Origin of the sequence: Micromonospora sp. DT43 (assembly GCF_049841645.1) — a bacterium.
GTDB lineage: Bacteria > Actinomycetota > Actinomycetes > Mycobacteriales > Micromonosporaceae > Micromonospora.
Map to the genome: position 1 here is coordinate 44,193 of NZ_JBNCKR010000010.1, position 26,414 is coordinate 70,606.

The window sequence follows — 26,414 nt, forward strand, 5'->3', positions numbered from 1 at the left end:
CCGGTCGGGAGCGGCCGGCCCGGCGGCGACGGACCTGGGGAGGGAGCACGAGTGGCACAGCCGAGAGCACTGGTGGTTCGGGGCGGCTGGGAGGGGCACCAACCGGTCGGGGCGACGGACCTGTTCATCCCCTTCCTCCGCGACAGCGGCTATGCCGTACGGGTCGAGGAGTCGACGGAGATCTACGCCGATGCCGCCGAGATGGCCGCCACCGACCTCGTCGTGCAGTGCGTGACGATGGGGGAAATCACCGCGGCCCAGTCGGCGGGCCTGAGCGCGGCGGTCAGCGCCGGCACGGGCCTCACCGGCTGGCACGGCGGCATCGTCGACGCGTTCCGCGCGTCTTCGGAGTACCTGCATCTGGTGGGCGGCCAGTTCGCTACCCATCCGGGTAAGGAGCCGTGCGAGCGGCACGGTGGCGCTGAGGACAACTTCCTGCCGCACAGGGTGTGCGTGACCGACCTCGGCCGGGAACACCCGATCACCGCGGGAGTCGAGGACTTCGACCTGGTCACCGAGCAGTACTGGGTGCTGCACGACGACCTGATCGACGTTCTGGCCGTCACCACCCACCCGACGCAGGCGTGGCATCCGTGGCACCGTCCGGTCACGTCGCCGGCGATCTGGACCCGCCGCTGGGGCGCCGGGCGCGTCGTCGTGACCACTCCGGGCCACAGCCTGGACGTGCTGGAGCACCCGGCCGTCCGTACCGTCATCGAGAGGGGGATGGTGTGGGCGACCCGCACGGCGTCGGCATCGTAGGTCTCGGGGTCATCTCCCGCGCCTACCTGGACACGCTCGCGAGCCACCCGGCGGTGCACATAGCGGCGGTGGCCGACCTCGACGCCTCCCGGTCGGCGGCGGCCGCCGCCACGATCGCCGGCAGCGAGGCGTTGACCGTCGAGCGTCTGCTCGCCCACCCGGACGTGCAGACGGTGCTCAACCTCACGATCCCCGCGGCGCACGCCGACATCTCCCTCGGCGCGATCGACGCGGGCAAGAACGTGTACGTCGAGAAGCCGCTGGCCGTGGCCTTCCCGGACGGCCAAGCGATCATCGAACGGGCCACGGCGGCGGGCGTCCGCGTGGGCTGCGCGCCGGACACCGTCCTGGGCACGGGTACGCAGACGGCGCGGGCGGCGATCGACGGCGGGCTCATCGGACGCCCGATGTCCGCGACGGCCGTCATGGTCACGCCGGGGCACGAGCGCTGGCATCCCCACCCCGACTTCTACTACGCCCCGGGCGGCGGTCCGTTGCTGGACATGGGGCCGTACTACCTCTCGGCGCTCATCCACCTGCTCGGGCCGGTTCGCGCGGTGGTCGGCGCCGCCAGCCGTCTGCGCGCCGAGCGCGTCATCGGGTCGGGCCCGCGCACCGGCGAGCCGATCCCGGTGCAGGTGGACACCCACGTCACAGGCGTGCTCGAACACGCCAACGGCGCTCTCTCCACAATCACCACGAGCTTCGACGGCGTCGCGACGACGGCCGCGCCCATCGAGGTGCACGGGGAGGCCGGCACGATCGCCGTACCCGACCCGAACACCTTCGACGGTACGGTCCGCCTTCGCGCGCTCGGCGGCACCGAGTGGGAGGCGCTCGAACCCCTAGGCGGTTACGCCGGGGCCTCCCGTGGCATCGGTCTGCTCGACCTGATCCGGGCCGACCACCAACGTCCACCGCGGGCCGGCGGCGATGTCGCGCTGCACGTGCTCGACACGATGACCGCTCTGCTCCGGTCGGCGGCGCAAGGCCAGCGGATCGAGCTGACGACTGCGGTGCGGCGGCCCGCGCCGGTCCCGTTCACCTCGACCGAGGAGTGGACGACGTAGCGCGCACACCGGTGCTGGACCGTCAGATGGTGATGACGACCTTCGCCCGCGCGTGCTCGCCTTCGAGGTACCGAAGAGCCACCGGCACCTCGTGGAGTGGATACGTACGGTCGATGACCGGGGTGAGGTGGCCGGCCTCGACGTAGCCGCGCAGCGCGTCGAGGTGTGGTCGGCTCGGCATCGCCGCGAGCGTGACGATGCGGTGCCGGACCAGCGGCGCCAGCAGCCGTCCGCGCGCGATCAGCCAGACCGGCCCGAGCACGCGGCCACCGTCGTACACGCCGCCACCGGAGAGCACCAGCGTCCCGGTCGGTGTCAGCGCCCGCCGTAGTTCGCTCAGTGGGCGGTTGCCGACCAGGTCGAACACGACGTCGTGGCGGTCCGTGCCGTGGGCGAAGTCGTCCTGCCGGTAGTCGACGACGTGGTCGGCGCCGAGGGAGCGGACCAGGTCGACATTGCGGGTGCTGCACACCCCGGTCACGGTCGCGCCGAGCGCCTTGCCCAGTTGCACGGCGAGGGTGCCGACGCCGCCCGAGGCGCCGTTGATGAGCACGCGGTGGCCGGGCTCGACCCGTCCGACGTCGCGCAGTCCCATCAGCGCGGTGACGCCGGCCAGCGGCAGGGCCGCCGCCTGCTGCGGCGTCAGGCTCGCCGGCATCGCCGCTGTCGACGTCTCGGGCACGCACACGTACTCGGCGAACGCGCCATTGGCCTCGCCGAGGTCGCCGAACACGGCGTCGCCCGGCCGTACCTGCCGGACCTTCGCGCCGACGGCCTCGACCCGGCCCGCGAAGTCGCGGCCACGGATGCGCGCCCGGGGCCGCGTCCGGCCCATCGCCAACCGCGCCAGCCGGGGATCACCCCGCATGGCATGCCAGTCGTACGCGTTGAGCGAGGCGGCCTGCACCCGGACGAGGACCTCGTCGGGGGCGGGCGTCGGCGTGGCGACCTCGGCGAGCGCGAGGGTCTCCGGTGGGCCGTACCGGTCCTGAACGATCGCCTTCATGGCCCCTCCCGAGGGTGTACGGCGTACACCGACGGTAGGTGTACGCCGTACACCTGTCAAGGCGGTTATGGTTCAACGACCGCCGGACAGGACGAGGACGAGATGGCTGAGCAGGCTGAGACGCTGCGCCGGACGCCGCTGAGCAGGGACCGCGTCCTGCGTGCCGCCGTGACGCTCGCCGACGAGGCCGGCATCGAATCCCTCAGCATGCGCAACCTCGCCCAGGATCTGGGCGTCGTGCCGATGGCGCTCTACAAGCACGTGGCCAACAAGGACGAACTGCTCGACGGCATGATCGACGTGATCGTCGGCCAGATCGACCCGCCCGCGCCCGACACCCACTGGAAGGACGCCGTCCGTCGGCGCATCCTCTCGGCGCGGGAGGTGCTGCGTCGCCACCCCTGGGCGCCACTCGCGATCGAGTCCCGGACGATGGCGACGCCGGCCGTCCTCGCCTACCTCGACTCGGTGGTCGCGACGTTCAGGGCCGGCGGGTTCTCCGCCAACCTCGCCCACCACGTGATGCACACGATGGGCAGCCGGGTTCTGGGCTTCAGCCAGGAGCTGTTCGACGCCTCCCGCCAGGCCGGTCGGTCCGGAGTCACCAACCCCGAGCCGCCCGCCGCCCTACCGCCGGAGTTCGCCGACCGGTTCCCCCACCTGGCGGAGATCGCCGGGGCGGCGTCCCACGACGACCAGTCGATCGTGGGACAGGGCTGCGACGACCAGTTCGAGTTCGAGTTCGCGCTGGACCTGCTGCTCGACGGCATCGAAAGGCTGCACCAGCGGGGCTGGACGTCGCCGCGCCGAAACGGGTGAGGCGAGAGCCGGCACCGGTGGCGCAACCCTGATTCTTCACTTCGATGTCACCGTGCGACCCCCGAGGTGATGTGTCCGTGTCCGTCGGCGGGAGTTGGCTGTCGGCCGTCGCACTTGCCTTGACCAGGAGCTGATCCGCGTGCCTTCCTCCCGTCGTACCTTCCTCGCCGGCGGCGCCGCCGCCGGTGTGGGCCTCGCCGTCGCCGGTGGCCTGCCGTCCCTGGCGCAGGCCAGCCCCGCTCGGCCGCATCCGCCGGTCCCGGGTGGTCACGTGCCCTTCCCGCCGCTCGTGGACGACCCCAAGGGGATCCTGGCCCTGCCCGAGGGCTTCAGCTACACAGTGGTCACGCGCACCGGTGTCACCCGACTCGACAGTGGTCAGGGCACGACCCCGTCGGACCACGACGGCATGGCCGTCTACGACGCAGGCCACGGCCGCTACACCCTCATCCAGAACCACGAGATCGACCCGGGCGCCGAGTTCGGCGTACCGCACATCAAGGGCACGGTCTACGACGCGGGCGCCGTCAACGCCGGCGGCTGCACCGTCATCAGGACGGACCGCGCGGGCCGCAACCTGGGCGAGTTCGTCGCGCTCTCCGGCACCATCTCCAACTGCGCCGGCGGGCCGACCCCCTGGGGGACCTGGCTGAGCTGCGAAGAGGCCGAGGACCGGGCCGGCGACGCGTGGGAGGAGGGCGGCCGCACCGGCACCTTCGCCAAGGACCACGGGTACGTCTTCGAGGTCTGGGCCGACGGCAGCGCCGACCCTCGGCCGATCAAGTGCCTGGGCCGCTACTCCCACGAGGCAGTGGCGGTCGACAAGGACCGGACCCACGTCTACCTCTCCGAGGACGCGGACGAGCCCAACGGTCTCTTCTACCGCTGGACCGCCCCGGCCGGCGTCAAGCTGGGCCCCGGCGTGCTCACCCGCCTCGCGCCGAACGCCGGCGTCCTCGCCGCGATGCAGATCATCATGGACGACGGCTCGGTGCTGCCGGACGTCGCCTACCTGACCTCCGCCCAGCTGGGCCGCCCCTTCCCGGTGCGGTGGATCGAGGTGCCGGACCGCGACGCGCGGACCACGTCCGTCCGCGAGCAGTTCGCCGACGGCCAGGTCACCCGGGGCCGCAAGTTCGAGGGCGTGTGGGCCACCGACGAGGGCGTGTACGTGGTCAACTCGTACGCCTGGGACGACGGTGACCTGCCGGCCGACGCCGCGCCGCACGACGGCATGGTCTGGTTCTACAACTTCCGGACCCAGACCATCCAGCTGGTGACGTACTTCCCGCACCAGACGGCCTCCGAGGAGGGCACGCCCGTCAAGTACACCGACCTCACCTTCGACGGCCCGGACAACGTGACGGTCACCCCGTGGGGCAGTCTGGTGCTCGCCGAGGACGGCACCGGCGCCTCCCACGTGCTCAGCACGATCCCGGGCGGGCCCACGTACCCGATCGCCCGCAACCAGCTCAACGACTCGGAGTTCTGCGGGCCGACCTTCACGGCCGACGGCAGGGTGCTCTTCGTCAACATGCAGGACCCCGGCCTCACCCTGGCCATCACCGGCCCGTGGGAGAAGTACCTGGGCTGAGGGCGTCAAACCGACCGGTGGGGATCGGGAGACCGGCCTGATTCCCACCGGACCGGCGCCCGGGCCGGAGATCGCCGACAATGGCAAGGGTGGACCCGGCCTTCGTCCTGCACGACCACCGCAAACCGCGACCGCACTTCGACCTGCGGCTCGAGGAGAACGGGGTGCTGCGCTCGTGGGCGGTTCCCCGGGGTCTGCCGGACAGTCCCCGCGACAACCGGCTCGCGATCGCGGTGCCCGATCACGATCTTGAACACCTCACCTACGAGGACGCCGACAAGTCGATAGCCGACATCGGCACCTGGGAGGAGCACGACCGCACCGACCGCCGCATGCTGTTCACGCTGCACGGGCGTACCGGTCACCGGCGCTACGCGCTCATCCGCACCGGCGAGGGGTGGCTGCTGCACCTGACCAAGGAGCAGCCGTCGGGCTGAGGGCCCGCGCGCGATGGCGTACCCCCGGGCACCTGGATGTCGTGGCGACGGCTCCGGACCGGCCGGGTGCGGTCGGCCCGGAGCCGTGCGATGGTCAGCCGACCTGCACCAGGCGCCAGTTGTTGCGGGTGCTGCCGTTGTCGGTGTACTGGACGGCCTGCGTGCCCCAGGTGCTGGAGCCGTTGAGGATGGCGAGCACCTTGCCGCTGTTGACGTTGCGGATGCGGTAGGAGCCGTCGCTGTTGGCCACCAGGGTCCAGCGGTGGTCGGCGGTGCCGTTGTCGCTCCACTGCAGGACGCGGGCGTTGTCGGCTGTCGACATGTTCTCGACGCCGAGGACCTTGCCGCTGTTGGCGTTGCGGAACCGGAACGCGCTGCCGTCGGTGACCCGGACCCAGTTGTGGTCGGCGGTGCCGGTGTCGCCCCACACCACGGCCAGACCGCCATCGGCGGTGGACATGTTCTGCACGCCGAGGACCACGCCGGTGTCGACGTTCACCAGCTTGTAGGTGTCCCCGGTGGGGGTGCCGCCACCGCTCACGTTGGCCACGAAGGTCATCACGCTCCGCGCGGGCAGTGTGACGGTGAGGGAGCCGTTCGACATGGTGAGCGCACCCTGGGGCGCGACGGTCCTGCTCCCGTCGGTCAGCCAGTTCGAGACGCTGCCGGACGCGGTGGTGTTCGACAGGGTGAACTGCTGGCTCACCGACGACGTGTTCTTGTTGACGGCGACGATCACGACTGTGTCGCCACCCCGGTAGGCCGAGACGTAGACGTTCGACGCCGGGTTCGCCGTCGCGTCGATCCGCACGTACCCGGGGCGGACGAAGCGGGAGAAGTGCGCCATCATGGCCCCGCGCTTGCTGATCTGGCCGTCCTCCCGCATGGGCCCGTAGCTACGCCGGAGGTACCACCAGACGTACGCCTGGAACTCGGCGTCCACCATGGCGTGGTGGATGTGCTCGCCCACGTCGAGCGCCTCGGGCCAGGCGTCGCCGGAGTTGGTGTTGCTGTTGGGGTAGTAGACCTCCGTCATCCAGAGTTCCTTGCCCGCGCCCTTCTGCTTGAACAGGGGGTAGGGGAAGTTCGAGTACGACGTGCCGTAGAGGTGCGCGCCGATGATGTCCACGTTGGCGAGGGCCGTGGAGTCGTTGAGGATGGGGTCCGACACGGATTTCACGTACTGGAACGACTCGGGCGCGATGACCCTGGTGCTGATCGAGCCGGCGTTCTCCCGCAGGAACCGGACCATCTCCGTGGACGTCCACCACGTCCACTCCGACGCGTAGTCGGGTTCGTTCTGTACGGAGATGGCGTACAGGTTCACGCCGTTGTTGCGCAGGTGGGTGGTGAAGCTGTTCAGGTGCTGGGCGTAGGCGCCGTACGAGCTGTACCGGAGGCGCCTCGCGTTCGTCTGACCGCCGCGGGTGAAGGTCTCGATCATGCTGGCCGGGGGATTCCAGGGCGACGCGAAGACTGTCACCCCGAGCTCGGCGGCGCGCTGCGCCGTCGCCAGGTCTGCGCTCCAGTCCGCCTGGTTCTCGTTGACGGGGATCCGCAGCAGGGAGAACCCCAGCCGGCCCTCGCCGGTGCCGAACGCCGTCTCGCGCTGGGCGGCTGTGAGGTCGCCGATCCAGGCGGCGTGGGCCATCGCGCCGAACCCGCGGATCGTCTGCCGCTGCGCCGACAGGTTGATGCTCGCCGCCGCGGCCGAGGCTTCCGTGGCCCCCGCGACGGTCGCGACAGTCGCGAGCGGCACGGCACCCATGGTCGTCAGGATGGTTCTCCGGCTCACCAGTCGTCGCTCGCCGCGTACCGGCTCGTTCTGCTCGTTCGTCATGGTCTCGTCCTCCTGGGTGGTGGTGGTACGCGCCGTCGCGGTCCCATCGGCCCGGTCGGCACTGGCGTGTCGCGTCGCGACTGAGAGTGACGGTGGTCCCGGTGGTGCTTATCCGTGTGGTTTCGATCGAGTGACGCGACTGTTAACGCTAACAATGACGGGAGTCTAAGTTCCGTCCGTCGCGGGGGTCAAGGAAAAGCGGTTCGGTGAGCGGGTGAACGCTCTGCGTTACTGAGTGGGGTGGAGAAACCCCAGGTCAGGGGGCTTTTCGAGTCATCACCGCAGCAGAGCGATCGGTGGTCTCCGCGGAGCGCCGGGCCGGTCGGCGGCACCCACACCTGGTGGAGGTGACCCTGACTAATGTCATGGGCCGCCGATGCGCCCCGCATTGCAGTCGGTGACTAAGCGCACTGGAGCCCGCCCCATCCCGTCGATGAGACTCGATTCAACGCCGGAACAACAGCCGGCCGAGTTCGAGAGGGGCGGGACGGTGGACGAACGCTACGACAGCTACTGCGCCGCGGACCGGCTGTTCTACGACTCGCTCGGCAGCGCCGTCGCACAGCCCGTCTTCCCGGCCGCCGACCTGCCGATCCCGACCGGCTGGCGGCGCGAGCCGCTCGATGACTGGCTGATCTACGCGCCCGACGGCGGCTCGCTTCCGCAGCAGGGCTGGAAGATCCACGTTTCGGCGGGCCTGGCGAACGCCGAGCGGGTGCTGGACGCCGTCTGGAACTACTGCGTCCCCCGCGGCCTGTCCTTCAAGTTCCTCCGTGGGCCCCGCACGCTGCTGCTGCGCAACTCCAAGTACGCCGCGCGGGCCGCCAGCGGCAAGTTCATCACCGTCTACCCGCGCGACGACGCGGAGCTTGAGCTGGTCTGCAAGGAGCTCGACGAACTGCTCACCGGCGAGACCGGCCCGTACATCCTCAGTGACCTCCGCTACGGCGACGGCCCGGTCCACGTGCGCTACGGGGGCTTCGCGGCCCGCTACTGCCACTCACCCGACGGTCAGGTGGTGCCGGCGATCGAGGACGACTCCGGCACGCTGGTGCCGGACCGCCGCGAGCCGGTCTTCCACGTACCAGCCTGGGTCACCCTGCCCGACTTCCTCGGCCCGCACCTGGCCGCCCGCAGCGGAACCAGCACCGACCAGGTGCCGTACCGGATCGAGCGGGTGATCCACTTCTCCAACGGCGGTGGGCTCTACGTGGGCCGGGATCTGCGGATCGACACCGAGGTGGTGCTGAAGGAGGCTCGGCCGCACGCCGGCCTGGACGCCGACGGCACCGACGCCGTCGCCCGGCTGGCCCGCGAGGCCGACGCCCTGCGGCAACTCGCCGACCTGCCGCAGGTGCCGCGGGTGCACGACGAGTTCACCCTCGGCGAGCACCGGTTCCTCGCGCTCGAGTTCATCGAGGGCCGGCCCCTGAACAAGGTGCTCGTCGACAGGTATCCGCTCATCGACGCCGACGCGACAGACGACGACCGGGAGGCGTACGCCCGCTGGGCCCGGCAGACCTACGAGCAGGTCGAGTCCGTCATAGCGGCGATCCACGAGCGCGGTCTGGTCTACGGGGACCTGCACCTGTTCAACATCATGATCCGGCCGGACGACCGCGTCGCCCTTGTCGACTTCGAGGTGGCCGCGCCGATCACCGGGCACCGCCGGCCCGGGCTGCGGAACCAGGGCTTCGCGGCACCGAGGGACCGGAGCGGACCGGCGGTCGACAGGTACGCCCTGGCGTGCCTGCGGTTGGCGCTGTTCCTGCCCCTGACCCAGCTGGTCCGGCTCGCCCCGGCGAAGGTCGCCCACCTGGCCGACATCATCGCCGCGAACTTCCCGGTGCCGAGGTCCTTCCTCGACCCGGCGGTCGAGGAGATCACCGGTGCCGTCCCGATCGCGGACCCGGCAGGGGCCTACGCCACCGCTGACTGGCCGACCACGCGGGACCGACTGACCACGGCGATCCTGGCGAGCGCCACCCCCGAGCGCGACGACAGGCTCTTTCCCGGTGACATCGAGCAGTTCCGCAGCGGCGGCCTCAACCTCGCCCACGGGGCGGCGGGCGTGCTGTACGCGCTCGACAGGAGCGGTGCCGGGCGGTGGCCCGACCACGAGGACTGGCTGGTGCGGCGGGCGACGGCGCCTGCGTCCGGCACCCGTTGCGGCTTCTACGACGGGCTGCACGGCGTCGCGTACGCCCTCGATCACCTCGGACGCCGGCAGGACGCGCTGGACGTGCTGGACATCTGCCTGCGGGAACCCCTGGACGGGCTCGACCACAGCCTGGCGAGCGGACTGTCCGGGATCGCGCTCAACCTGGCCGAGATGGCCGCGCGGACCGGGGAGACGTCGTTGCGCGACGCCGCCTGGCGGACCGCCGAACGGGTGATCGGTCAACTCGCCGACGACCCGGGCCCGGATGTCAGCGGCGGACGTAACCCGTACGCCGGGCTGCTGCGCGGCCGGACCGGACCGGCGCTGATGCTGCTGCGGCTCCACGAGCTCAGCGGTGACGACGAACTGTTGGGACACGCGGCCACGGCGCTGCGCCAGGATCTGCGCCGGTGCGTGCTGCGCCCGGACGGCGCCCTGGAGGTCAACGAGGGCTGGCGGACCATGCCGTACCTGGCGCACGGCAGCGTGGGTATCGGGCTGGTCCTCGACCAGTACCTGCGCCACCGCGCCGACGACCGCTTCGCCGAGGCGAGCGCGGGGATCCGACGCGCGGCACGCTCACCGTTCTACGCGCAGTCCGGGCTCTTCGCCGGCCGGGCCGGCATCATCGCCTACCTCGCCGCCTCGGCCGACGAGGCCGACCGCCGGGAACTCGACGCGCAGCGGGACCGGCTTGCCTGGCACGCGCTGCCGTACCGCGACGGGACCGCGTTCCCCGGCGAGCAGTTGCTGCGGCTCTCCATGGACTTCGGCACCGGCACCGCAGGCGTGCTCTACGCGCTGGCCTGCGCGCAGCACGACCAGCCGCCGGTGCTGCCCTTCCTCGCGCCTCTACCGGGCGCGCAGAGACTCCCTCGCGACAGCGGGGGCGAAGTGATCGGCGAACGGATGGAAGGGAGGTGAACGACATGGCGCTTCTGGACCTCCAGGGCCTGGAGATGGCTCCGGCCGACCGCACGGGCGGTGGTAGCCGGGCGAGCCTGCTGCTCTGCGGCGACAGCTCGCTCTCCGTCACGACCTGCAACTGATCCGCCGCACACGCCCTGGGTGGGTAGACGTACCCACCCAGGGCAGCGGCGTACCCACGGGAGGACCCATGCCGACGTTCGCCACGGGGGACCGGCTGCTGCGGCGGACGGCCCGGGCCGGCGGCGGCTGGACCGGTGGACTCGCCGCGGTCGCGCTGCTCGGCGCGGCCGCCGAACTGGTGCTACCCGCGACCCTCGGCCGCGCCGTGGACGCCGCCCTCGCCGGCGGCGCCGGCTGGTGGGCGGTGTCCGCCGGTGGCCTGGTAGTCGTCCTCATCGGCGTCGACACCCTCACGGACCTGACCAGCGGGTACGGAGCGGCACGCGCCACCGCCGGACTGCGCCGGCACCTGCTGCGTCACCTGTTCGCGCTGGACGTCCGTGCCACCCGCCGATATCCGGTCGGTGACCTCGTCGGCCGGTTGGTCGGCCAGGCCGCCGACGCCGGCCAGGCCGGCAACGCAGTGGTCCTGGCCGTCGTGGCGGTGCTCCCGCCACTCGGCAGCGTCATCGCGCTGGCCATCATGGAGCCGATCCTGGGGATCACCCTGCTCGCCGGCCTCTGCCTGCTCGCCGTCCTCATGCGCGCCTTCGTTGTCGACGCCTCGGCCGTGACCGCCGGATACCAACGGGTGCTCGGCGCCATCGCCGGCCGACTGCTGGAGTCGCTGGGCGGCGCCCGGACCATCGCCGCCGCCGCGACCACCCGCAGCGAGGAGGACCGGGTACTGGCCGACCTACCGGACCTGGGTCGGCACGGCCGCCGCGGTTGGGACCTGCTGGCCCGGGCGAGCGCGCGCACCTCCGCCGTGGCGCCGCTGCTGCACCTGAGCGTCGTCGCGGTCGGCGGGTACGCGCTGACCGAGGGCTGGCTCACGCCGGGCCAACTGGTCGCCGCGGTCCGGTACGCGGCCATGGGCGCGGGGCTCGGCGCGGTGCTCGCCACCCTGAACCATCTGGTACGCAGCCGTGCGGGAGCGGCCCGCGTCGCCGAGCTGCTGCACCAACCCACCGCGCCGGCGGGCGACCGGCCCCTTCCACCCGGCGGGGGCGCCCTGCGCCTGCGTGACGTACGCGTGTACGCCGACGACGGTCGGCCCATCCTGGACGGCATCGACCTGGACGTGCCGGCCGGCGCGACGGTGGCCGTCGTCGGCGCGTCCGGCGCCGGCAAGTCGACCCTGGCCGCCGTGGCGGGACGGCTGCACGACCCCGACGGCGGTGAGGTGCGACTCGACGGTGTGCCGCTGCGCGACCTCGACGGCCCGGCGCTGCGCCGTGCCGTCGGCTACGCCTTCGACCAGCCGGTGCTGATCGGCGCCACAGTGCACGACGCGATCGGCTTGGCGCTGCCGGCCGACTCGGCGACGCCGCCGGCCGGCCCGGGCCCGGCCGCGCCTGCCGTCCGACGGGCAGCTCATCTGGCGGCGGTCGCCGACGTGATCGACCGCCTGCCCGACGGCTACCGCACCCCGCTTGTGGACACACCGCTCTCCGGCGGTGAGACGCAGCGCCTCGGCCTGGCTCGGGCGTTCGCCGCCGAGCGGCTGCTCATTCTGGACGACGCGACGTCCAGTCTGGACACCGCAACCGAGCACCGGATCACCGAGGCGGTTCTCGGAGGCGGCGGCGAGCGTACCCGACTGGTGGTCACCCACCGGAGCGCGGCGGCCGCGGCGGCCGACCTCGTCGCCTGGCTGGACGGTGGTCGGCTGCGCGGCCTGGCGCCGCACCGGCGACTCTGGGCCGACCCGGAGTACCGTGCCGTCTTCCAGCCGGCCGGCGGCGGGTCATGAGCCGTCGCAGCGTACGACGGGTCACCTGGCGGGCGCTGCGGGCCCGCCGGCGCGACCTCGCCCGGCTCTGCGGCTGGTCGCTCGTCGAGTCGTTGCCGGCGCTGCTCTCCGGCCTTCTGGTCGCCCGCGCCGTCGACCAGGGGTTTCTGGCCGGACGTCTCCTCACCGGCCTGGCGTGGTTGGCGGTCCTCGCCGTCGCCGTCATGCTCGGCGCGGCGGCGACCGGCCGGACGTACCGGAGCCTGGGCGCCGTCGTCGAGCCGTTCCGCGACGAGGTGGCCGCCCAGGTGGTCCGGGGTGCGCTGCGCGACGCCACCCGGGCGGGCGGTCGCCCGGACGGCGCAGCGGTGACCCGGCTGACCCACCAGATGGAGATCGTCCGCGACACCTTCGCCGGTCTGCTGATGGTGACCCGCGGTTTCCTCTTCTCCGCCGGCGCGGCCCTGCTCGGCCTGCTCGCACTGGCGCCGGTGGTGGCGGCGCTGGCCGCCGCGCCGCTGCTCGCCGGCCTTGTCGTGTTCCTCGCCGCGCTGCCGTCGATGGTCGGGCACCAACGCGCGTACGTCCGGGCCGGTGAGCAGCTCGGCCAGTCGGCGTCGACCGCGCTGGCCGGTCACCGCGACGTGGTGGCCTGCGGCGCGGAGGCACGCGTCACGTCCGAGGTGGAGCGGCGCGTGTCGGCGCAGGCCGTCGCCGAACGTACCCTCGCCCGGATGGCGGTGATCCGCAGCCTCAGCCTCGGCATCGGCGGCTGGTTGCCGCTTGTCGTGCTGCTTTCGGCCGCTCCGTGGCTTGTCGAACGCGGACTGACGGCGGGCGCGGTGCTGGGTGCGCTGATCTACGTCTCCACCGGCCTGCAACCGGCCCTGCACACGCTGGTGCAGGGCCTCGGCGGCGGTGGGCTGCGGTACGTGGTCACCCTGGAGAACATCCTGCGAGCCGGTACGGCGCCCGACGGACCCCACCTGCCCGCTCCCGCCACCGGGCCAGCGCCCGCCCGCCCGCTGACCGGTCCGGCCGGCCGCGCACCTGCCGTCGAGGTTCGCCGACTGACCTTCGGGTACGGCCCGCGCGCCCGGCCGGTGCTGGAGGACTTCTCGCTGACGCTTGCCGACGGGGAGCACCTCGCCCTGGTGGGCCCGAGCGGCGTGGGCAAGTCCACGCTTGCCGCCCTGCTGGCCGGTCTGGTGCCGCCGCAGACCGGCACGGTCCACCTGGCCGGCGTCACGGTGGCCGACGTCGCGCCGGCCGACCTGGCCCGGATGCGGGTGCTGGTGCCGCAGGAGGCGTACGTCTTCACCGGCAGTCTCGCCGACAATCTCCGCTACCTGCGGCCGGACGCCGACGCCGACCTGCTGGAGGCTGCCCTCGACGCACTCGGCGCGCGTCCCCTGGCGACGCGCCTGGGCGGTGTGGACGCGCCTGTCGCGCCGGCCCTGCTGTCCGCCGGTGAACGGCAGCTCATCGCGGCGGTCCGGGCCTGGCTGGCACCCGCACCGCTGGTGGTCCTCGACGAGGCGACCGGTCACCTGGACCCGGCGCTGGAGGCGACAGTCGAGAGTGCCTTCGCCCGGCGGCCCGGCAGCCTCGTGGTGATCGCGCACCGGATCAGTTCCGCGCTGCGGGCCGATCGGGTGCTGGTCCTCGGCGGCGACGAGCCCATGGTGGGAACGCACGAGCAGTTGATGGCCCGCTCAGCCACCTACCGGGAGCTCGTCGGCTGCTGGGACGATCCGGTGGCGCGGCCCCGGACGGCGGTGGCGCGGCGGGGGTGAACTCCGCCTGCCCGAGCCGACGCCGCTGTCAGATCCAGCCCGCCTCGCCTGCCATGCGTACGGCCTCCACCCGGGTGCGCGCACCCACCTTGCGGGTGATTCGACCGAGATGGTTGCGGACGGTGCCCCGGCTGAGCCCGAGCGACGCGGCCACCTCCGCGACCGGCGCCCCCGCTGCGGTAAGCGTCAACACCTCTGTCTCGCGGCTGGTCAGCGGCCCGTCCGAGCGCAGCGCCGCCACGATGAGATCCGCGTCGAGCACCGGCTCGCGGCGGGCGAGCCGGCGAATCCCCTCGATGACCCGCTGAGGGGCCGCGTCGCTGCGCAGGATGCCGACCGTCCGGGTCGGGCAGAGCATGCCCCGCAGGCGCCGTGCCCGATGTGGGTGGGCCAGCACCAGGACGGGGCACCGGCCGAGGCGGCTCGGGTCGACTCCCTCGACGACGTCGAGGTCGGCCACCACCACGTCGGGGCTTTGGGCACGGACGGCGGCGGAGACCGCGTCGCCACGATCCACCTCGGCCACGACACGGATGTCGTCCTCGGCGGCGAGGACGAACGACAGCGCGCCCAGCATCAGGGCGCCGTCCAGGGCGAGCAGGGTACGGATCACGATGAACCTTCCCGCACTCCGATGAATGACGATCACACAACGTCAATATTCAAACACGCATCCACGGGGTCCGCACGGCGACGGGGCGGGGCCAGGACACCTCTGCCGGCCCCGCCCCCGACGGCTACAACCAGCCGTTACTTCGCGCGCGCCACACCGCTTCCAGACGGTTGCGAGCCCCCGTCTTGCGCAGGATCACCGACAGGTGGTTGCGCACCGTCCCGTGTGCCAGAAAGAGGCGGGACGCGATCTCCTTCAGGGGCAGACCCTCGGCCGCCATCCGCAGCACGTCCATCTCCCGAGGTGTCAACGGGGTCGCCGCAGGGCTCAGCACCGCCACCGCGGCGGCCACGTCGATCGCCCGTTCCCCGGCGGCGAGCGCGCGGATCGCCCGCACCAGCTCCACAAGTGAGCTGTCCTTTCCGACCAGGCCGCGTGCGCCGGCCTCCAGCGCGGCCTCGACCAGGGCGGGGTTCCACCGAGGGCTCATCGCCAGGACGGCCGCGTGCGGCACCTCGACGCTGATCCGAGCGACCACCTCCACCGGGTCGGTCGACTCCGGTGTCAGTGCCAGCACCACCACCTGGGGTCTGCACCTGCGGACCACGGTCAACAACTCGCCGACACCCTCGACGTCGGCGACCACCTCCATGTCCTCCTCACGTGACAGCGCGGCGCAGAGCGCCCCGCGAAGTAAACCCATGTCCTCGGCGACGACAACGTGGATCACCACGTTTCTCCGATCTCAGGTACGCGTCACACCGGCCACCGAACCCGGAACGTCCACGGGCTGGTCAGGCGGTCGTGCGCGACGGACGGACAGGCATGGGCCCGCGGCACACCGTCAGGGCAGACGGGCACGGGCACTGATCGACCAGACCAGCGGGCGGGGCCGAGCGGATCGGCCGGCCACCCGGGGGCGGTCGATCCGCCTCAGCCCGGTCGGGCGATCGCAGACGGAGCGCGGCTTGTGACGAGGACCGGCACGAGTTCGCAGGGCACCCAGTTGCCGAGGGGGGACTGCCGGTCGACCGGCCGGATCAGCCCGGGGACTGGCGTCGATCCGTTGTCGACGCCGGCGGCATCCTCGTCGACAGGCGCGACGGGTCGGACGGGATGGCCGGCGGCCACAGCCAACGGGGCTGAGCGCACGGCCGGGTGTTCCCTCGAGGCCGTGGAACGCGCGGGTCCGGCGACGGACATCGGCGGCGGCGCGGCCGGAGGCGCGGCCGCCGTGGCGCGTACCGCCCCGCACGCGGCGTGGACGGGTGGCAGCGCCGGTGATGTCGGAACGGCCGCCGCCGGTGGCGAGCCGGTCACCGGCACGTCGGCCGGCCCGGGCGCTCGGGGAGCAGTCAGCGGAGGTGCCGGCGGGATCACCGCCCGGAGGGCGGGCGGGAGAAGAGCGTCGGTGACACGGACGAGCGCGATGATGACCGACTGGATCGGCACCGCGCGCACGATGTCGACGACGTGCGGCAGAGGGGCGGTGATCAGGCCCACCGCGAGAGCATCGGCCGGTACGGGCAGCGCCAGCGTGTCGGTCGTGGCGGGGACCGGCCGTGGCGATGGGCCAGTGACCGGCCGGGACAGGCGCCCATGGCGAGCGGGCCGATGAGCCGCGGGTGCGGGGGAGGCGGGCCGCAGCCGTGTGCGCTCGGCGGTGCCGGACGGGACGGTGGCGTCGACCCGAGGCGGCGGCACGGGCCGGGGCGATGTGTGCGTCGAGCGACGAGGCGCCGCCGGGGGTGTCACCGCACGGGTGGCGACGACGCTGCCGATGGCCCCCGCCAGCGGGGCGCGGGGCCGGTCATGACGGGGTTTGTCGGCCCGTACGACGCGCGGGCGGGCATCCTCGGAACGCTCGGCGACGGTGAGCCGCGCGATCGGCTCGACCAGGGCGCGGAGCTGCCGATGAGGTTCGTCGCCGGGGTGGCTGCGTGTCCCGTCGGCGGCGGCCGGCTCCTGGAACAGGGCGGCCAGCAGGAAACCGGCGCCGACGGCAGCCGCGATCAGCACCACCCGCCGGGCGAGCCTGCGCAGTCGGCCGGCCACGAGCGGAGCCGATCGGTCTGGCGCAGACATCGTCGCGGTTCCGTTGACGGGACTTCGCACGCCGGCACGACCCCCCTTCCCTCTGGATTGCTGACCCATAGTAGCCACGCACTTACGTATTCGCATCTGGTGATGCGTGAGAGTCGTCAACCGGACTCGGCACCGCGCTCGCGCGATCTCGGCGGTGCGGTTCGGGAATCCCGCCCAGGCCGGCGAGAACGCGTGTCCGTTCGTCCGGCGGTAGTGTCCCCGGCGTGGCGCGACGGTGGACCCTGGCGATCGTGATGGCGGCCTTCGGCGTGGTGGTCCTGGTGGCCCAACTGCGCGCCGGGTTGCCCGTGGTCGGTGGCGTCGAATTCCTGATCCTCGTGCTGCTGGCGCTGTTGCTGTCGCCGTGGGCCTTTCCCCGCTCGGCGGGCGCGGCCGTGGCGCAACGGGCAAGCGCGGCGGACGGGCGGCCGATCGTGTACTGGCGTCCCGGCTGTCGCTACTGCCTTCACCTCCGGTTCTCGCTCGGCAGGCTCGCCCGGCGGGCGCACTGGGTGGACATCTGGCACGACCCGGCGGGTGCCGCCGCCGTCCGGGCGATAACCGGCGGCAACGAGACCGTGCCCACCGTCGTGCTCGGTGGTCAGGCCGTGGTGAACCCCGATCGGGCCTGGCTCCGCGAGCGACTCCGCCCGTCCTGACACGCTCGTCGTCATCTTCGGGAACCCGCAGGCGGGCACCCCGCTCATGCAGGCCCATCCGGCGATCGCCATCGACCTGCCGATGCGAATCATGGTGCGCGACGACGGCGAGCCCGGGCTCGCTGGTCACGTGGCAGGCCCCGGCGTACCTCGTCGAGCGGTACGGACTGGGCGAGGATCAGCTCGCACCCCTGAAGGCCCCGGCCACCATCGCCTCCGCGCTGGACGGCGGCTGACCGGCGTACGCCCGCACGAGGTCACTCGGGCACGCACGCGCAGCCGTGTACCCGTCACATCCGGCGTAGCCTCGGCCCATGCGCCTGCTCGCCGGTCTCGCCAGCTCCACCTCCGCTGTCGGCGACCTGATCCGGCTCGGCCCGGTGACGATGTCCGCCGAGCGTCTGCTGGGATGCGCCGCCGCGGTGGCGGACGACCTGCACGGCGAACCGGTCGTCGCCGTGCACGCCACCGCCACCGCCGAGACCGTGGTGGGGGTGGTCGGCGCACTGCTCGGCGGGGCTGCCGTCGTCCCCGTGCCGCCCGACTCCGGGCCTCGGGAGAGGGCGCACATCCTGCGCGACTCCGGGGCGACTTTGCTGCTCGGCGGCACCGGAGACGAGCCGGCGCAGGTCGATGTCCGCCGGGTCGACCTGGGGCGCGTCTCGGACACCCGGCACCCGGCGCCGGCCCCCGAACGAACCGCCCTGATCATGTACACGAGCGGCACCACGGGGGCGCCCAAGGGTGCCGTCCTGTCGCACCGTGCCGTGGAGGCCGGCATCGACGCGCTCGCCGACGCCTGGGCCTGGACCCCCGACGACCTCCTGGTGCACGGTCTTCCCCTGTTCCACGTCCACGGTCTCGTCCTCGGCGTGCTCGGCGCCTTGCGGGTGGGTTGCCGACTGCACCACACCGGACGACCCACCCCGCAGGCGTACGCCGAGGCCGGCGGCACCCTCTACTTCGGGGTGCCGACCGTCTGGTCGCGGATCTGCGCCGAGCCCACGGCCGCCGCGCGCCTCAGTTCGGCGCGGCTGCTGGTCTCCGGCAGCGCCGCGTTGCCCGTACCGTCGTTCGAGCGGATGCGTCAGCTCACCGGTCACCGGCCGGTCGAGCGCTACGGCATGACCGAGACGCTGATCACGCTGAGCAACCGGGCCGACGACCCGTCCCGTCGGCCCGGCATGGTCGGCACTCCGGTGCCGGGGGCGCAGACGCGGGTCGTCGACGACGACGGACGCCCGGTACCCGCCGACGGTACTGCCATCGGGGAGCTCTGGGTTCGCGGGCCGATGCTGTTCGACGGCTACCTGGGCAAACCCGACGTCACCGCCCGACTGCTCGACGGGGACGGGTGGTTCCGTACCGGTGACATCGCGAGCGTGTCACCCGACGGCGCGCACCGACTGGTCGGTCGCCGGTCCACCGACCTGATCAAGAGCGGTGGTTACCGGATCGGCGCGGGTGAGGTCGAGGACGCGCTGCTGGCCCACCCGGGCGTTCGTGAGGCCGCTGTCGTCGGTACGCCCGACGACGACCTCGGCCAGGAGGTGACCGCCTTCGTCGTCGCGGACCAGGTCACCGCGGCCGAGCTCGTCGACTTCGTGGCGCGGACGCTGTCCGTCCACAAACGGCCTCGAAAAATCAGGTTCCTCGACACGCTGCCCCGCAACGCGATGGGCAAGGTGCAGAAGCACCTGCTCGCCGGCTGACCACCGGGAGACCGGTGGCGCGCGGCCTGGCCCCGGCGTCTGTCATCCTCGTGCGGACGGTCGGCGTCGGGTCAGTCGGAGGCCCTGTCGGCCGGGGCGTCGTGCGTCAACTCCGCGCGCAGCGCGTCGAAGGCCTCGTTGATGAGGTGGCGCAGGTCGTCGGCGCCGTTGCTCTCCGCCCAGTACCGGATGGCCTCCGTGGTGGCCGCCAGGGCCGCCGCGACGACGACCCGCAGGTGCAGTTCGCTGCGGGACCCGCCGGCGGTGGGCGCCAGGGCCGCGAGGAGCAGCCGCTGGTCGGCGTCGCGCCGCTGCCCGGTGCCGGCTCGCAGCGCGGGCGTCCGGTGGACCAGCCGCATCCGGGCCAGCAACACGTCGCGTTCGCTGTCGTAGAGCTGGTTGAGCCCGTGCGTGAGAGCGTGCCGAATCTTGTCGATGGCGGGCTCGTCGGCGGGGCGCTCGTCGATCAGGTCGGCGATCATCGGGTCGTAGTCGTCCTCGAGCGCCGCGTCCTCCTTGGTGGGGAAGTAGCGGAAGAACGTCATGTGGGAGACGCCGGACGCGGAGGCGATCTCCTCGACCGTGGTGGCGTCGAAACCCTTCTCCAGAAAGAGCCGCATGGCGTTCTGTTGAAGCAGCCGACGGGTGCGCTCACGTTTCGCGCGCCGCCAGTCGGTTCCCGCGGCCCGGGACGCATCAGTACCGCTCACAGGGGGCTCATTCTGCGGATTCATCGGGATACCGTGGCAGCCTAACCTCTGCTGTGCGCGGTGGTACGCGCCGGGGATTCGTCGTCATCGTGCGGTGTCACCGCCGTGAGCGATTCGCGTGTCGGCAGGAACGCCAGGCAGAGCGCGCCGCCGACCACGGCGAGCCCGAAGCAGCACCACATCACCATCGACATCGCATCGACGTACGCCAGGTGGGCGGCGCGCAACAGCGCGGGACCGGACGGTCCGAGCCTCTCGGCCACGGCGGCCGCGCCGAACACCGACTCCTTCGCGGCGTCGGCCGTGTCGGAGGGGAGGCCGTCGAGAGCCGGAGCGAGGTCCTTTCGGTAGACGCCGGACAGCACGCTGCCCAGCGCGGCAACCGCCACGGCGCTGCCGACCTGGCGCAGCGTGTTCACCACGGCCGAGCCGCTGCCCGCGTCGTCGTCGCCGGCCGAGCCGACCGCCGCCTCCAGGGAGGTGGCCATCACGGCGCCGACACCGAACCCGCAGCCGGCCAGGCCGACCGCCAGCCACAGGTACCCGCTGGCATCGTCGACCCTGGTCAGCAGGAGCAGACCGGTGCCCAGCACCACCAGACCGGTGATCACGATGGCCTTCCCGCCGAATTTTCGGTCCAGGCTGGTGGCCAGGGCGCCGGACACCAGGAGACCAGCCATCATCGGGATGATCCGTAGGCCGGTGCCGAGCGGGTCGAAGCCCCGCACCGCCTGCAGATAGAGCGGGACCACGAAGATGACGCCGGCGAGTGCGAAGGCGACGATCATGATGGCGACGGTGTTCCAGGTGAACTGCGGCATGCGGAACAGTCGGAACGTCATCAACGGGTGGGTGACGTGCCGTTCCCAGGCCACGAACAGCGCGATCGCTGCCACCGCGCCGATCAGCAGTAGCCCGGCCACGAACGCGATCGCGAGGATCGGAACGTTGATCCAAAAGACCGAACTCCACGAGTAGCGCTCGAGCAGGACGCCGCCGAGGATCGGCCCGAACGGCATCCCGGCGCCGACCGCGGCCGTGAAAACGGCCATGGCCCGGGTGCGTTCCCGGCCGGAGAAGGTCGTGATGACAAGCGCCGGGGTCAACGGCAGGATGATCGCGGATCCGACACCCAGCACGGCGCGGGCCGCGATCAACTGGCTCGCCGTCTCCGACAGCGCAGCGGCGAACGAGGCGACGAAGAACAGGCCGACCCTGCCAGCATGACCTTCTTGCGGCCGATACGGTCGGCGATCGCGCCGGAGGGCAGCATCGCGCCGGCGATCGCCAGCGAATACGCGTCGACGATCCACTGCAGGTCGGAGGTGCTGGCGCCCAGCGAACTCGAGATGCTGGGCAGGGCCACGTTCAGGACGGTGAAGTCGAGACTCAGCACCAGTACGGCAAGGCAGACGGCGACAAGCATCCACCAGCGGCGATCAACGCGAGTGCTCATCCCCGGACCCCTTCGAGTTAGCCACTAACATGTTAGAAGCTAACGCTTGGATGCCTCGCGGACAAGTGGGTGCCGACGGCGTTGGGTGACCTGTGGCAGGGTGCACCGAATGTAGGACTTCTTCGTATAAGACCGGTTAATGCGAGTTCCGCTCGGCTACGTTCCCCGTGGGGGCGACAACCGATTTGTCGCTGTCTGCACCGAGTGTGACGTGCAGAGACATGGTGTACGGAGAAGGGGCAGGTATGTCCGACCATCGACACCCGAACGACAACGACACAGCGGCAGATCAACCTCGTCCGCCGAGGAAGCGGCGGGCCCGCTGGCTCGTCGCCGGGGTGGCTGGCCTGACCGGCGTCGCCGGCCTGGCCGCCGTCGCGGCACCGGCAGGGGTGACCGCAGCGTTCGCCACGGGCGGCGGCAGCCTGCTGAACGTCGGAGAGCAGGTACTCACCGGGAGCAGCCGGGCGGCGGACGACGACAAGGCGGGGCATGACTCCGGCGGTCGCGACGACAAGGACCACAAGGGCGACGACCAGTGGAGCGGCGCGGGCGGCGACGTCTGGGACGTACCCTGTGGCGCGAATGAGCTGATCGCGGCGCTCGTCCGCGCGAACGCCGGCCACGGCGGGAAACTCAAGCTCGCCGAGAGGTGCACCTACACGCTCAACGCGTCCGCGCCACAGCCGCCCGTGCCCCATGGTCCCATCGGCCTGCCGATCGTCACTCAGCCGATCACCATCGACGGCAACGGGTCCACGATCGTCCGCGCGGCCACCGCCACACCGTTCCGGATCCTGGAGGTGGGCGCGGGCGGAGACCTGAAGCTGCGCGACGTCACCATCAAGGGCGGCGAGGACAGGAGTGGGATCGGCGGCGGTGGAGGCGGCATCCGGATCGACATCGGTGGCCGGGCCACCCTCGAGAACATCGAGGTGGTCTTCAACCACACCAACGGCCTGGGCGGCGGGATCGCCAACTTCGGGAACACCAGCATCCTCGGCCGGAGCGATCACGGCGCGGACAAGGGCCGGAACGACAAGGGCGGGGACGACAAGGGCCGGGACGGCAAGGACGGCGACAAGCACGGGGACGACGAGAGCAGGATCAGCGACAACGGTTCCCAGATTGACGGCGGGGGCGTCTACAACAACGGCAACCTCACCGTGCGGAACACCAGGCTCAGCGACAACAGCACGGTCGGGATCTTCAACGTCCTGCCCATCGGTGGCACGGGCGGTGGCCTGTCGAACTCCAGCGTCGCGGTGCTCGAGGACGTCCGCGTCCACCACAACACGGCCGGCTTCCGGGGTGGTGGCATCCGCAGCGGCATCAACGCCACCACCACGGCCCGGAACATCGAGGTCACCGAGAACGCGACAGGCAGCGAGGGCGGCGGAATCTTCAGCGACGGCGTCTTCCACCTGGAGCACAGCAAGATCGGCCGCAACAACGCCGGCCAACGCGGCGGCGGGATCTTCAACCAGATCGGTCAGTTCGTGGCCGAGGACGTCCAGATCAGTGAGAACGCCGCCAGCACGAACAGCAGCATAGAGAACGGCGGCGGCGTCTACGTCGGCAGCGGCGTCGTCGTCCTGCGGCACACCCAGGTCCACCGCAACAAGGCGTTCGGCACGGACTCGCGGGCCGGCGGCATCTACAACGGGGGCACCGTCACCCTGACCGAATCCAGGGTCACGGAGAACATCTCCGTCCTGGCGCCTGGCGGGATCTTCAACGACGGTGGCCAGGCCACCGTGGACGAGAAGTCGGTCGTCAGCGGCAACCGGCCCACCAACTGCACGCCCAGCGCACCACCCGTGACCAACTGCTTCGGCTGAGCAAAGCCTCGGCCAGCTTGCCGAGCGAACCAGCGCGACCGACAGCGGTACGGGGACATCCGGTCCCGCTCCGGCTCGATCACCAGATCGGACCGTGGCGGGACCGGATGCGCGGTTCAGAGCGGCTTCTTCCTGCCGGAGGCGACCGGGAGCGGCCACCGCCGACGCGGTCGTCGCGTCAGAGCCGGGAGGTGAAGGTGGCCAGGAAGCGGTGCGGGGTGACCACACCGGCGTTGTCGAAGCAGATCACGTCGACGTCGGCGTTCGTGGTGTACGTCCACGGTTGGGTGAGGTGGCAGTAGTTGCTGCCGGTGCCCTGCGCCACCACCTGGACGTGGGTCTCCTTGAGACCGATCTGCGGGAAGGTCGCCAGGTAGCGGCCGGCCGGCGCCAGCGGCGCCACAGTGTTCGCGCCGACGCCGAGCACGGAGTTGTCGTTTGTCGGCCCGCCGACGGCGGTGCCCAGATACCCGAAGCGCGACGGCGGCGCGAGGGAGCCGATCACCGGCCGGCGACGGTGGTACGACAGCGCGAAGTCGGTGTTGACGAACGCGCCGGCCTGGTCGTAGCAGAAGACGTACACCTGCACGTCGCTGCCCACCGCGGCCCAGGAGTAGACCTTGCAGCGGCGGGGACCGGCGTTCGGCTGCACGGCGGTGACCTGCACGTTGCCGGCGAGCACCCCGGCCAGCCCCACCCCGGGCAGCCGCACCAGGTACTGCCCGACCCCCAGCGGCCCGGCCGTGTTCACCACGCCCGTCGAGTTGTACGACTGCACCACCACGCCGCTGCCCCACTGCACGTACGCGTGGGAGGTGCCGGCCGGCAGTACGCCGGAGCTGGTCGTCCAGAGCACTGTGAACGGGGTGTCCTCGCGCGTGCCGCCGGGCCTGTGGCACTGCACGTCGACGATCTCGTCGGCGCCGGACTGGAACCAGCGAACCACCTCGCAGTAGTGCCCGGTCCGGTTCACAGGCGTCACGTGCGGCACGCCCCGCGAGGCGGCGCCCACCTGTGGGAAGCGGACCTGGAACCGGCCGGGCGCGAGCTTGACGCCGGTGGCCCAGGCCGCCGGGAACGCGGTCTTCCAGCTACCCCACTGCCGGCTGGTGTCCAGCACGGTCCAGACCGGCACCGTGGGGTCCTGCACGTACGCGAACCCCCAGCGGTCGGCGGTGGCCGCGGCGGCCGGCGTCGGCGGTGTGAGTGCGCCGACGGCCAGGACGGCGGCCAGCGCGGCGGTGACAAACGATCGGAGACGCATCTGTTCCTCCAGTCGACAGGGACGTGTCGGCAAGGAGTGTGCGCCTGGTGACGGATTGGTCACAGTCGGCTGCGCCGCGTGCGGGTGTCGGGTGTCGGCCACCCACAGGTGATGACGGACGGCCCCCTCGCCGAGCGAGAGGGCCGTCCAGTAGTGCGGATGCGGGGATCAGCCGCCGGCGAACGTCGGTTCCACCCCGCACTTGGCGTCCTGGTTGAGGCAGGACTTCACCAGGGCGCCCAGGTGATCGGGCTCCCAGGCGTTCATGAAGTCGCCGTGCATCGAGGACGGCTTGCCGGAGGCGAGGCTGAGACCGTCCCCGCCCAGCGACTGGTAGTTGACCATGAAGGAGAGGTCGGGCACCGCCACCGGGTACTTGCCGGTGCAGACGCCGTTCACGGGGTCGCCCATGTGCGACTTGTGGTCGGGCGAGTCGATGTTCTTGCCGTCCCAGCAGTCCTTGAACACCAGCTGGAAGATGAGGTTGCCGCCGGGGGCGCAGACCGGCCAGTTGCCGTCGGCGCTGCGGCCGATCTCGGCGCTGCCGGCGCACCAGAACTGATTGCTACCGGCGTTCTTCGGGGTGTCCACCTGCTTCTTGGCGTCGCCCTCGACAACCCGCAGACCCGGCGGGAAGGGCTTGACGGTCGACGGGTCCTTGACCCGCGAGCCGTAGTAGACCCGGAAGCTCTTCATCGGTACGGGCTTGCCGTCCTTGCGCAGCTCCGGGACCCAGTAGGCGCTCAGGTCACCGGGAGCGTTGCAGGTGGTCGTCGAGGAGAGCAGCTTGTCGGTAGTGGTGAAGGCGTCGACCTTGGGGCCGAAGAACGTGTGCATGTGCGAGGCGCCCGACAGGCCGGGCAGGACGATCGGGTCGTCCGGCGCGGAGTTGGCGACCTCGCAGTCGGTGTGGAACTCGGGGACGCGTGTGGTGCCCGGCGGCACCGCCTTCGGCGTGATCGCGTTGAAGGCGGCCAGTTCCTTGCTCCACCTGGCCTGGTCGACAGGCACCCAGCCGCCGCCGGCCGGAGCGCCCGACGGGGACGTCGAGGGGGACGCCGACGGGCTGGAGCTCGGTGCGGCAGTGGCGCTCGGCGTCGTGGCCGTCGCCGGACCGAACGTGAACCAGTTCAGATTCACGAAGTCCGACGTGCCGATGCTCTTCAGGACGGCGAAGACGGTCTGCGCGCCGGCTGGCACACGTGACGCCTTCGCGGTGACTGTCGTCCACTTCTGCCAGCCGCCGGTGGAGGCGATCGGGAAGCTGGCCAGCAGTTGACCGTCCTGCGCGCCGAGGTGCAACTCGACAATGCCGCCGGTGGTGTTCTGTGCGGCGACCCGGGCCGTCAGGTCGGCACCGGTAATCGACACATTGTCGTATCGCAGCCAGTCGCCGTCGGCCAGCCAGCCGACGTTCTTGCCGCCGTCGGTGTCGCCGGTGCTCTCGGTCTGCGCACCGGACTGGGCGGCGAATGCCTCCGCCTGGACCCGGCCGGGCACGGCTACCTCTTCGGCCTGGGCGCCGGCGATGTAGATGCCGCTGCCGCCCAGCGCGGCGACGACCGCGGCGGCGAGCGTGGCGCGGGTGAGGCGACGGCGCTTTCGCGCCCGGTCCGGCGGTGCGACATGCGCGGGGGGAGTCCGCATTGCCAGTGGTTTCCTTCGAGTTGGCGATAACGCTCCGGTCGGGATGAAGTATGTGCACGTCCAGAACCCGCAGCAACGTGCGGAAAAAGATTTAAGGAGGGTGGTGAGCAGGTCTCCT

20 protein-coding genes and 1 pseudogene are annotated in these 26,414 nt (G+C 71.7%); 12 read left to right on the forward strand and 9 right to left on the reverse strand.

All coding sequences use genetic code 11. From position 1 onward, the window contains the following. Positions 1-51: 51 nt before the first annotated feature. Positions 52-762 (forward strand): ThuA domain-containing protein, encoded by a 711-nt coding sequence (locus ACLQ26_RS22510; RefSeq protein ID WP_425746304.1) that lies wholly within the window; start codon positions 52-54, stop codon positions 760-762. Further along, positions 732-1,832 carry a Gfo/Idh/MocA family protein gene (locus tag ACLQ26_RS22515; protein WP_425746305.1) on the forward strand — a complete coding sequence of 367 codons (1,101 nt, stop codon included), beginning with the start codon at positions 732-734 and terminating at the stop codon, positions 1,830-1,832. Before ACLQ26_RS22510 ends, ACLQ26_RS22515 begins: the two co-directional genes overlap by 31 nt. A 22-nt stretch (positions 1,833-1,854) precedes the next feature. Here ACLQ26_RS22515 and ACLQ26_RS22520 read toward each other — a convergent pair whose 3' ends face one another. Further along, a complete protein-coding gene (locus ACLQ26_RS22520) occupies positions 1,855-2,838 on the reverse strand; it encodes an NAD(P)-dependent alcohol dehydrogenase (protein ID WP_425746306.1) in 984 nt (327 codons plus the stop codon). A gap of 102 nt (positions 2,839-2,940) precedes the next feature. Between ACLQ26_RS22520 and ACLQ26_RS22525 the strand changes: the two genes are divergently transcribed. The 3 genes from ACLQ26_RS22525 to ACLQ26_RS22535 all read left to right on the forward strand — a co-directional run bounded on the left by ACLQ26_RS22525 (position 2,941) and on the right by ACLQ26_RS22535 (position 5,688). After that, complete coding sequence (locus tag ACLQ26_RS22525; RefSeq protein ID WP_425746307.1) at positions 2,941-3,657, forward strand: TetR/AcrR family transcriptional regulator; 717 nt, start codon at positions 2,941-2,943, stop codon at positions 3,655-3,657. A gap of 139 nt (positions 3,658-3,796) precedes the next feature. Next, positions 3,797-5,251, forward strand: a complete 1,455-nt coding sequence (locus ACLQ26_RS22530) for an alkaline phosphatase PhoX (protein ID WP_425746308.1) — start codon at positions 3,797-3,799, stop codon at positions 5,249-5,251. An 80-nt stretch (positions 5,252-5,331) separates the two neighbouring features. After that, the gene (locus ACLQ26_RS22535) at positions 5,332-5,688 is read left to right on the forward strand and encodes a DNA polymerase ligase N-terminal domain-containing protein (RefSeq protein WP_425746309.1); all 357 of its coding nucleotides are present in this window, start codon (positions 5,332-5,334) and stop codon (positions 5,686-5,688) included. Between the two features lie 94 nt (positions 5,689-5,782). Here ACLQ26_RS22535 and ACLQ26_RS22540 read toward each other — a convergent pair whose 3' ends face one another. Next, positions 5,783-7,528, reverse strand: coding sequence for an RICIN domain-containing protein (locus tag ACLQ26_RS22540; RefSeq protein ID WP_425746310.1), 1,746 nt, complete (start codon positions 7,526-7,528; stop codon positions 5,783-5,785). A gap of 433 nt (positions 7,529-7,961) precedes the next feature. Here ACLQ26_RS22540 and lanKC point away from each other — a divergent pair, with 433 nt between their 5' ends. From lanKC to ACLQ26_RS22560, 4 genes are all read left to right on the forward strand, one after another. Further along, positions 7,962-10,613, forward strand: a complete 2,652-nt coding sequence (gene lanKC, locus ACLQ26_RS22545) for a class III lanthionine synthetase LanKC (protein WP_425746311.1) — start codon at positions 7,962-7,964, stop codon at positions 10,611-10,613. Positions 10,614-10,618: 5 nt separating this feature from the next. Then, the gene (locus ACLQ26_RS22550) at positions 10,619-10,738 is read left to right on the forward strand and encodes a SapB/AmfS family lanthipeptide (RefSeq protein ID WP_013734295.1); all 120 of its coding nucleotides are present in this window, start codon (positions 10,619-10,621) and stop codon (positions 10,736-10,738) included. A 68-nt stretch (positions 10,739-10,806) separates the two neighbouring features. Then, positions 10,807-12,534 carry an ABC transporter ATP-binding protein gene (locus ACLQ26_RS22555; protein ID WP_425746312.1) on the forward strand — a complete coding sequence of 576 codons (1,728 nt, stop codon included), beginning with the start codon at positions 10,807-10,809 and terminating at the stop codon, positions 12,532-12,534. Next, a complete protein-coding gene (locus ACLQ26_RS22560; RefSeq protein WP_425746313.1) occupies positions 12,531-14,309 on the forward strand; it encodes an ATP-binding cassette domain-containing protein in 1,779 nt (592 codons plus the stop codon). Before ACLQ26_RS22555 ends, ACLQ26_RS22560 begins: the two co-directional genes overlap by 4 nt. Positions 14,310-14,337: 28 nt before the next feature. Here ACLQ26_RS22560 and ACLQ26_RS22565 read toward each other — a convergent pair whose 3' ends face one another. From ACLQ26_RS22565 to ACLQ26_RS22575, 3 genes are all read right to left on the reverse strand, one after another. Further along, complete coding sequence (locus tag ACLQ26_RS22565) at positions 14,338-14,922, reverse strand: response regulator transcription factor (RefSeq protein ID WP_425746314.1); 585 nt, start codon at positions 14,920-14,922, stop codon at positions 14,338-14,340. 124 nt (positions 14,923-15,046) lie between these two features. Then, positions 15,047-15,652 carry a response regulator transcription factor gene (locus ACLQ26_RS22570; RefSeq protein ID WP_425746315.1) on the reverse strand — a complete coding sequence of 202 codons (606 nt, stop codon included), beginning with the start codon at positions 15,650-15,652 and terminating at the stop codon, positions 15,047-15,049. 203 nt (positions 15,653-15,855) lie between these two features. Beyond that, a complete protein-coding gene (locus ACLQ26_RS22575) occupies positions 15,856-16,977 on the reverse strand; it encodes a hypothetical protein (protein ID WP_425746316.1) in 1,122 nt (373 codons plus the stop codon). A 254-nt stretch (positions 16,978-17,231) separates the two neighbouring features. On the opposite strand from ACLQ26_RS22575, the gene ACLQ26_RS22580 reads away from it, so the two are divergent. Further along, positions 17,232-17,666 (forward strand): glutaredoxin domain-containing protein, encoded by a 435-nt coding sequence (locus ACLQ26_RS22580; RefSeq protein WP_425746317.1) that lies wholly within the window; start codon positions 17,232-17,234, stop codon positions 17,664-17,666. Positions 17,667-17,980: 314 nt separating this feature from the next. Then, positions 17,981-19,378, forward strand: coding sequence for an acyl-CoA synthetase (locus ACLQ26_RS22585; protein WP_425746318.1), 1,398 nt, complete (start codon positions 17,981-17,983; stop codon positions 19,376-19,378). Positions 19,379-19,449: 71 nt separating this feature from the next. Here the strand turns inward: ACLQ26_RS22585 and ACLQ26_RS22590 are convergent, their stop codons facing one another. Continuing rightward, a complete protein-coding gene (locus ACLQ26_RS22590; RefSeq protein ID WP_425746319.1) occupies positions 19,450-19,998 on the reverse strand; it encodes a TetR family transcriptional regulator in 549 nt (182 codons plus the stop codon). Positions 19,999-20,129: 131 nt separating this feature from the next. Further along, a pseudogene (locus tag ACLQ26_RS22595) lies at positions 20,130-21,544 on the reverse strand (MFS transporter). Positions 21,545-21,789: 245 nt separating this feature from the next. Here ACLQ26_RS22595 and ACLQ26_RS22600 point away from each other — a divergent pair. Next, positions 21,790-23,385 (forward strand): hypothetical protein, encoded by a 1,596-nt coding sequence (locus tag ACLQ26_RS22600; RefSeq protein WP_425746320.1) that lies wholly within the window; start codon positions 21,790-21,792, stop codon positions 23,383-23,385. 178 nt (positions 23,386-23,563) lie between these two features. Here ACLQ26_RS22600 and ACLQ26_RS22605 read toward each other — a convergent pair whose 3' ends face one another. Together ACLQ26_RS22605 and ACLQ26_RS22610 are read right to left on the reverse strand one after the other, a co-directional pair. Then, on the reverse strand, positions 23,564-24,649 hold the full coding sequence (locus tag ACLQ26_RS22605; protein ID WP_425746321.1) for a hypothetical protein: 1,086 nt from the start codon (positions 24,647-24,649) through the stop codon (positions 23,564-23,566). A 168-nt stretch (positions 24,650-24,817) separates the two neighbouring features. Beyond that, the gene (locus tag ACLQ26_RS22610) at positions 24,818-26,296 is read right to left on the reverse strand and encodes a DUF1996 domain-containing protein (RefSeq protein WP_425746322.1); all 1,479 of its coding nucleotides are present in this window, start codon (positions 26,294-26,296) and stop codon (positions 24,818-24,820) included. Positions 26,297-26,414 lie beyond the last annotated feature (118 nt).

Coding starts and splice junctions, on each gene's coding strand:
- ACLQ26_RS22535 (WP_425746309.1), top strand. CDS start 5,332: ATGGCAAGGGTGGACCCGGCCTTCGTCCTGCACGACCACCGCAAACCG.
- ACLQ26_RS22585 (WP_425746318.1), top strand. CDS start 17,981: ATGCGCCTGCTCGCCGGTCTCGCCAGCTCCACCTCCGCTGTCGGCGAC.
- ACLQ26_RS22520 (WP_425746306.1), bottom strand. CDS start 2,838: ATGAAGGCGATCGTTCAGGACCGGTACGGCCCACCGGAGACCCTCGCG.
- ACLQ26_RS22555 (WP_425746312.1), top strand. CDS start 10,807: ATGCCGACGTTCGCCACGGGGGACCGGCTGCTGCGGCGGACGGCCCGG.
- ACLQ26_RS22540 (WP_425746310.1), bottom strand. CDS start 7,528: ATGACGAACGAGCAGAACGAGCCGGTACGCGGCGAGCGACGACTGGTG.
- ACLQ26_RS22525 (WP_425746307.1), top strand. CDS start 2,941: ATGGCTGAGCAGGCTGAGACGCTGCGCCGGACGCCGCTGAGCAGGGAC.
- ACLQ26_RS22600 (WP_425746320.1), top strand. CDS start 21,790: ATGTCCGACCATCGACACCCGAACGACAACGACACAGCGGCAGATCAA.
- ACLQ26_RS22590 (WP_425746319.1), bottom strand. CDS start 19,998: ATGCGGCTCTTTCTGGAGAAGGGTTTCGACGCCACCACGGTCGAGGAG.
- ACLQ26_RS22610 (WP_425746322.1), bottom strand. CDS start 26,296: ATGCGGACTCCCCCCGCGCATGTCGCACCGCCGGACCGGGCGCGAAAG.
- ACLQ26_RS22560 (WP_425746313.1), top strand. CDS start 12,531: ATGAGCCGTCGCAGCGTACGACGGGTCACCTGGCGGGCGCTGCGGGCC.
- ACLQ26_RS22605 (WP_425746321.1), bottom strand. CDS start 24,649: ATGCGTCTCCGATCGTTTGTCACCGCCGCGCTGGCCGCCGTCCTGGCC.
- ACLQ26_RS22550 (WP_013734295.1), top strand. CDS start 10,619: ATGGCGCTTCTGGACCTCCAGGGCCTGGAGATGGCTCCGGCCGACCGC.
- lanKC (WP_425746311.1), top strand. CDS start 7,962: ATGAGACTCGATTCAACGCCGGAACAACAGCCGGCCGAGTTCGAGAGG.